The organism is Pseudomonas sp. AIG, assembly GCF_977020205.1.
The window spans coordinates 1-6,998 of sequence record NZ_CDROCK010000098.1; the positions used below are offsets into that span (position 1 = coordinate 1).

Genomic DNA, 6,998 nt, shown 5'->3' on the forward strand with positions numbered 1-6,998 from the left:
ACAGTGGCCGCTACCAACTGGAGCGGGTGGAGTTTGCTGACGGTACGCTCTGGACGCGTGAACACCTGAGCATCACGGCGCTGCAACAGGTAGGGACTGATGGTGATGATGTGATGATAGGTGTGACGAGCAGCTTCGCGCAATTCATTAGCGGCGGTGCAGGTAACGACCGCCTTACGGCGGGAAGCGGGATCGATCGTCTTGAAGGTGGAAGCGGCAACGACCGAATGGATGGCGGCGCAGGCTCCGATACCATGATCGGTGGTGCGGGTGATGATACTTACGTAATAGACAATGTCGCAGACATTGCCCTTGAGAGTCTGGATGCCGGGATTGATACCATCGAAAGCAGCCTATCGTTCACCCTACAGGCCGAGTTCGAGAATCTACTACTGACCGGTAGCTCATCCCTGAATGGAACTGGCAACGGTCTCGACAATGTCATGATCGGGAACAGCGCTGCCAACGTATTGATCGGTGGTGGGGGGAATGATCGCCTTGACGGCAAAGGCGGTAGCGATACCTTGCAAGGAGGCATTGGCAATGATGTCTATGTGGTAGACCGCACGACCGATATCGTACTGGAGAACGCTGACGAGGGGATCGATCTCGTTGAGTCCAGTGTGACACTTGCGCTGGGCAGTCACGTTGAGAATCTTACCCTGCTGGGAAGTACGGCAATCGATGGCAGCGGCAATGCTTTGGGTAATCATTTGAAGGGCAACAGTGCAGTCAATGTCATTAGCGGGCTTGCGGGCAATGATGTATTGGATGGCGGCGCCGGAGCTGATTGGCTTATGGGGGGGCAGGGCAGCGACACCTATATCTTCGGGAGAAACTACGGTAGCGACGTGATTATTGAAAATGATCCGACACCGGGTAATGGCGATCTTATCCAGTTCATGGAAGGGATCAGCCAGGATCAACTGTGGTTTCGTTCAGTAGACGCAGGCCAAGGCCTGGAGGTCAGTGTTATAGGTACGACCGACAAACTCACGATCAAAGATTGGTATGTCGCCAGCGGCAATCGGGTGGAGCAATTCAAAACCGCTGGTGGGAAAATGCTGGTCGATGCTGAGGTCCAGAGTCTGGTGGATGCGATGGCAGCGTTCTCACCGCCCGCGGCTGGCCAGACATCTCTTTCGACGTCACAACATGCTGCACTCGATGTGGTGATCGCCAATAGTTGGAAATCCGAGCAGAGTTGATGGGAGCGGTGAGTGAGGCCAGAGCTGACTTCATTCAAAACTACAGTACCTCAACGAACGGGGTGCTGTTGTCACACTGTTGCCGGGAATGGGGTGTTATGCCCCATGCTTGCGCAAGGACAGACCTCACAGGGTTGGACTCACGCACACAGTATGCCCTAGTAGTCTTTATGCAGCTGCACCGCTGCTCTGTTATGACATGGAACGTAGATGACCGGTTCTTTCCTGGTTCGGCTTGGTGTTTTGGGATTCACATGTACTGTCGGGATATCAGGGTATACAGCAACTGACTCGATGCACGGTCACGCTGATTTGCTCGGGGTCTATCGGGATGCCGTGACTAATGATGCCAAACTGGCCGTTGCCAGACATTCCTATTTGGCACAACGCGAAGCCCTGCCTCAAGCTCGAGCAGGGTTATTGCCAAATCTAACGGCAGGTGCCACGTCCGAAATCAATCACCTGGAGCGCGATGAACCCTCGCTGAATCGAAACCGCAGTGGCACCACTTTTCGGGCCAACCTCAATCAACCGTTGTTTCGCCTTGATCGCTGGTACCAGATTAAAGCCGCACGCTACACCGTGACCCAAGCCGGACTGGAATTGTCCGCTAAAGAGCAAAATCTTATTCTGAGCGTCGCTCAGGGATATTTTGAAACCTTGCGTCAGCTAGATGCGTTTGCTGCTACCTCGGCAGAGGAAGCCGCGCTGTTGCGTCAACGTGATCAAGCGCAGGGGCGGCTGGATGACGGTGCCTCCAGTATCACCGATGTCTACGATGCACAGGCGGCCTACGATAATGCGAGAGCCAATCGCCAGCAGGCTCAGAGACGGGTCGATGATGCCTACGAATCATTGGCTCGCTTGACTAAGCAGGATTACACATCGATTTCCGGAATCAGTCATGCGTTACCGGTAGAACCGCCTGTTCCTAATCAGGCTCAAGATTGGGTCCAAATAGCTATTCGGCAAAATCTGGAATTGCAGGCCTCCGCAATCGCTGTCAATGTCGCTGAACAGACACTTAGCCAAAGAAAGGCCGGCCACGCCCCCACGATTGATGTCGTGGCCTCCTATCGTAAGGGCGATAATGATAGTTTTGGTTATAGCAATCCGACGGATTTTGGCAGTAATGGTTATCGCGATAACGTTGCTCAAAGTTCAATTGGTATTGAATTAACTGTCCCACTTTACTCAGGTGGCATAACCAATGCCCAAGTAAGAGAATCTACTGAACGGTTATACCAGAGTCAGGATGAACATGAAGATCGTCGTCGTGAAGTCGTCCAGAATGCTCGCAACGCTTTTCGAGGGATCAACGCAGATATTGAGCAAATTGAAGCGCGCCAGAAAGGTATTGTTTCAGGTCAGAATTCTGTTGAAGCCAATCAAGTCGGTGTGGATGTAGGTTTAAGAAATATCACTGATGTGATGAACGCTCAACGACAACTTTACGCTGTTGTGCGCGATTACAATAATGCCAGATATGACTATATTCTTGATAATTTGAAGTTGAAACAAGCGGCAGGAACATTGAGCCTTGACGATCTGATGGCACTCTCGTCGTATCTTAAAAAGGATTACGACCCTGCCCGAGACTTTCTGCCTCCTGGCCCCCAAAGCCGTACATTGTCCAAGTGATTTTTCCCGCTTTACGTGATGGTTTTTGCAGCTATGATCTGAGGAGAGATGCCTATTGCTAGTCTCCTATTCGAGTCATGTCAGGCCTACTTGCCTGGCATTCGCAGGGAAGCGTTATGGACAAATCAGAAATGGACGCCTCTGCGCCCAAGAGTGCGGTGCTCGTTGATACTGGATTGGCATCGCTGGTGATGCTTGCGCGATTCCATCAGATGACTGCTTCCTCCGAGCAACTGGCCCATGAGTTTGGCCATGCCGATCAATGCCTGTCCGAGGTAGAACTTCTTTTGGCAGCGCGAAAATTGGGTCTGAAGGCCAAAGCAACTGACGCTTCCTTCGAAAGACTGGACCGAACACCACTGCCAGCCATCGCGGCGAATAAAGATGGGGGGTACTTTATCATCGCTCGTCTGGATCAAGGTAAAGTCCTGATCCATGACCCGCTCCAGGCCCGGCCCGAAATCATCGCGCTCGATGTATTGAAGGATCGCTGGGCCGGACGTTTGTTATTGATTCAGTCTGAATCAGCCACACCTAGTGAGGCCTCGCGATTTGACTTCACTTGGTTCATTCCCTCAATCATCAAGTACCGAAGGTTACTCGGCGAGGTAATGCTTGTCTCCTTCGTCTTACAAGTTTTTTCACTGATTACTCCGCTGTTCTTCCAGATTGTTATGGACAAAGTCCTGGTTCACCACGGTCTGACGACTTTAGACGTAATAGCCGTGGGTCTTACAGGTGTAATGCTGTTCGAGTCGGCCCTTTCAGGATTGCGCACCTATGTGTTCACGCACACTGCCAGTCGTATTGATGTGGAACTTGGATCCAAGCTTTTTCGCCATCTGATAACATTGCCGCTTTCCTATTTTCAGGCGCGCAGAGTAGGTGACTCAGTAGCCCGGGTGCGAGAGTTGGAGAATATTCGAAACTTTCTGACTGGCAATGCCATAACGTTATTGTTGGATGTACTCTTTTCTGTGGTGTTTATTGCGGTGATGTTTTATTACAGTGGCTGGCTGACACTGATCGTCTTGATGTCGCTACCTCTGTACATTCTCGTTTCAGTCTTCATTACACCCATCTTGCGCAAACGACTGAATGACAGCTTTGCCCGGGGGGCTGAGAATCAAGCGTTTTTAGTGGAAACGGTTAATGGAATCGACACGCTTAAATCCATGGCCGTTGAACCTCAAGTGATTCGGAAATGGAACAACCAACTAGCAGGTTATATTTCTGCTGGCTTCAAAACCCAAAATTTATCGACGATTGCCAATGAGAGTGTCGCGCTCATAGGAAAGCTGGTAACCGTGGCTACATTATGGTTTGGAGCTCGTCTGGTAATCGACGGGCAGCTATCCGTGGGACAGTTGATAGCATTCAACATGTTGGCTGGACGTGTGGCTCAGCCGATCATGCGATTAGCGCAGTTGTGGACAAATTTTCAGCAGACAGGGGTCTCCGTACAACGTCTAGGCGACATTTTGAATACTCGTACGGAGTTCTCCAGTAATGCGCGCAGCGCACTTCCGCCCATCAAGGGACGCATTGAGTTTGACCAAGTACATTTCCGCTACAGGCCGGATGGCTCAGAGGTATTGCGAGGTATCAATATGATCATCAATGCCGGCCAGGTAGTTGGTATTGTGGGTCGTTCGGGATCTGGTAAAAGTACGCTGACGCGATTGCTTCAACGTCTGTATGTACCAGAGCGGGGTCGTGTTCTGGTTGACGGCATGGACTTGGCGTTGGCGGATGCTTCCTCATTAAGGCGACAGATAGGTGTGGTACTGCAGGACAACATGCTGTTCAACCGCAGCATTCGAGAGAACATTGCACTGGTTGATGGTGGCGCTCCCCTCGAACTGGTTATGAAGGTTGCAAAGCTCGCCGGCGCCCATGAGTTCATACTCGAGTTACCCGAGGGCTACGACACAATGGTCGGTGAGCATGGCGCCTCATTATCAGGTGGGCAACGCCAACGTATCGCTATCGCTCGTGCTCTCATGGGCAACCCGCGCATTCTGATTTTTGACGAAGCTACAAGTGCGCTTGACTATGAATCCGAGCGTATCGTCCAGCAAAACATGCAGTCTATCTGCAAGGGTAGAACGGTCATCATTATTGCGCACCGGTTATCCGCAGTTCGGGATGCTGATTGCATCGTAGTCGTGGATCGCGGGCAGATTGTTGAACAAGGAACTCATTTTGAGCTCTTGGCCCATCAGGCCGGGCATTACTCCCGTCTGCATCGTTTGCAGCATGGAGGCAATCATGTCTGAAACTGAATCCACGAACTTACTGCACCGTTACAAACGAGTTTGGCGTCAGTCATGGCGTCGCCGAATAGAAATGGAGGCGCCCAAGCGTCTCGCACATGAGGTCCAGTTCCTGCCAGCCTCGCTGGAGCTGCAAGATAAACCGAGCCATCCTGCACCGCGATTTTTTATATGGGCGATTATGGCCTTTGCGGTACTGGCTTTGCTCTGGGCTTGCCTAGGAAGAATTGATGTCGTTGCGACAGCTGCAGGAAAAGTCATTCCAAGCGGTAAAACGAAGATTATCCAAGCGAGCGAAACGGCAGTGATAAAGGCCATTCACGTGCGAGATGGACAGTCAGTTAAAACCGGTCAATTGCTCCTGGAACTGGACTCTACGGCTGCAGATGCTGATGTAGAGCGGGTTCGAGGCGATTTACTTGCTGCTCGTGTTGATCGTGCTCGGGCGTCTGCGATGTTAGTGGCTATTAATGAGCGAACGACTCCCCGTAGTCTGGATGGCGCTATCCCGGACGCAAATCGTGAACATGTGATGGCCGCCCAACGCTGGTTACAAGGTCAGTATCAGGAATACCGCAGCAATCTGGATCAGGCAGATGCCGAGATTCAGCAGCGCCAAGCCGATATCCAATCCGCGCGTATTCAGGTAATCAGCCTGCAAAAAACGCTGCCAATAGCTGTGAAACTTGCTGGCGACTACGAGCGCCTGCTCGAAAAGCAGTATATAGCGCGACACGCTTATCTGGAAAAAGAACAAGCCCGACTTGATCTCGAACGCCAGCTCAGTGTCCAGCAAGCAAGTGTTCTGCAGTCAACTGCAGCGCGCCAAGAGGCAGAGCGTCGCCGTGATGGCGTCGTGGCCCAATCGCGACGTGCAATGCTGGACTTGCTGCAGCAAGCCGATCAAAAAATATCTATGTTCGAGCAGGACTTGGCGAAGGCTCGTTACAAAGATGAGCTTACAACTATAGAATCGCCTGTCGATGGAACGGTTCAGCAACTGGATGTCCACACTGTGGGGGGCGTGATCACTCCTGCTCAACCCTTGATGGTTTTGGTGCCTGATGGTCAACCTGTTGAAGTTGAGGCACTGGTTGAAAATAAAGATGTAGGCTTCGTTCGGGCGGGTCAGGCAGTAACGGTAAAAATAGAAACCTTCACATTTACTAAGTACGGCACGATCAATGGTGAAGTAATTAGCGTCTCTGGGGACGCAATCGAAGATGAAAAACGAGGATTGGTATATAGCAGTAAAATACACCTGGATAAAGATACGCTGAATGTTAATGGTGCGGACATAAAGTTGTCTCCGGGAATGGCTGTTACGGCAGAGGTAAAGACTGATACACGTCGCGTTATTGACTATTTCCTGAGCCCGTTGCAGCAGCACATGAGCGAGAGCTTGCGGGAAAGATAGCTCGATGCTATCCAGTGGCATCGGGATTCCAGGAATCTGAAAAGCATCGGATATCACAATGTCCGTCGAGAAAGTGAGTTTCATACCACTCGCCGTCAACAATTCTCCCGGCATTTCATTCGCCCGAACTGGAGCCTGTCGTAGCACATGTGGCAGGCACTTGATCTCGATTGATCTTCACCACATAAGCACTGAACATATCCGCCAGCCCGTCGGCGCATACCGAGATTTCCTCCTCGGTACGCGGGCTGCCGGAAAAATCTTTGCCGACCGAACTGAGCGTTGTCAGGATCAGATCGCACGCGGCTGTGCGTTTCGACTCGTCGACGTCGGGCAACATTTCCTGCATGAACGTCGTAAAGATCTGTTGCCCGGCCGCGCGCACTTCCTGGGCCTCGGGCGCGTTGCGGTAGAGCGGGGCGGCGTCGTTCAGTGCGCCGCGCATCTGCGCTTCGT

At 51.8% G+C, this 6,998-nt stretch carries 4 protein-coding genes and 1 pseudogene; 4 read left to right on the forward strand and 1 reads right to left on the reverse strand.

What is annotated here, in order from left to right; genetic code table 11:
* The 4 genes from ACWR1S_RS30285 to ACWR1S_RS30300 form a co-directional block, all read left to right on the forward strand.
* Positions 1–1,208: calcium-binding protein (locus ACWR1S_RS30285; RefSeq protein ID WP_454566067.1), on the forward strand; the 1,208-nt coding region annotated here is incomplete at its 5' end.
* Positions 1,209–1,418: 210 nt separating this feature from the next.
* A complete protein-coding gene (locus tag ACWR1S_RS30290) occupies positions 1,419–2,849 on the forward strand; it encodes a TolC family outer membrane protein (protein ID WP_454566068.1) in 1,431 nt (476 codons plus the stop codon).
* Between the two features lie 116 nt (positions 2,850–2,965).
* Entirely contained in the window at positions 2,966–5,128 is a 2,163-nt protein-coding gene (locus ACWR1S_RS30295; protein WP_454566069.1) for a type I secretion system permease/ATPase, read from the forward strand.
* Positions 5,121–6,542 carry an HlyD family type I secretion periplasmic adaptor subunit gene (locus tag ACWR1S_RS30300; RefSeq protein ID WP_454566070.1) on the forward strand — a complete coding sequence of 474 codons (1,422 nt, stop codon included), beginning with the start codon at positions 5,121–5,123 and terminating at the stop codon, positions 6,540–6,542. Before ACWR1S_RS30295 ends, ACWR1S_RS30300 begins: the two co-directional genes overlap by 8 nt.
* Before the next feature lie 115 nt (positions 6,543–6,657).
* On the opposite strand, the pseudogene ACWR1S_RS30305 reads toward ACWR1S_RS30300, so the two are convergent.
* A pseudogene (locus ACWR1S_RS30305) lies at positions 6,658–6,998 on the reverse strand (TetR/AcrR family transcriptional regulator); the annotation flags it as partial.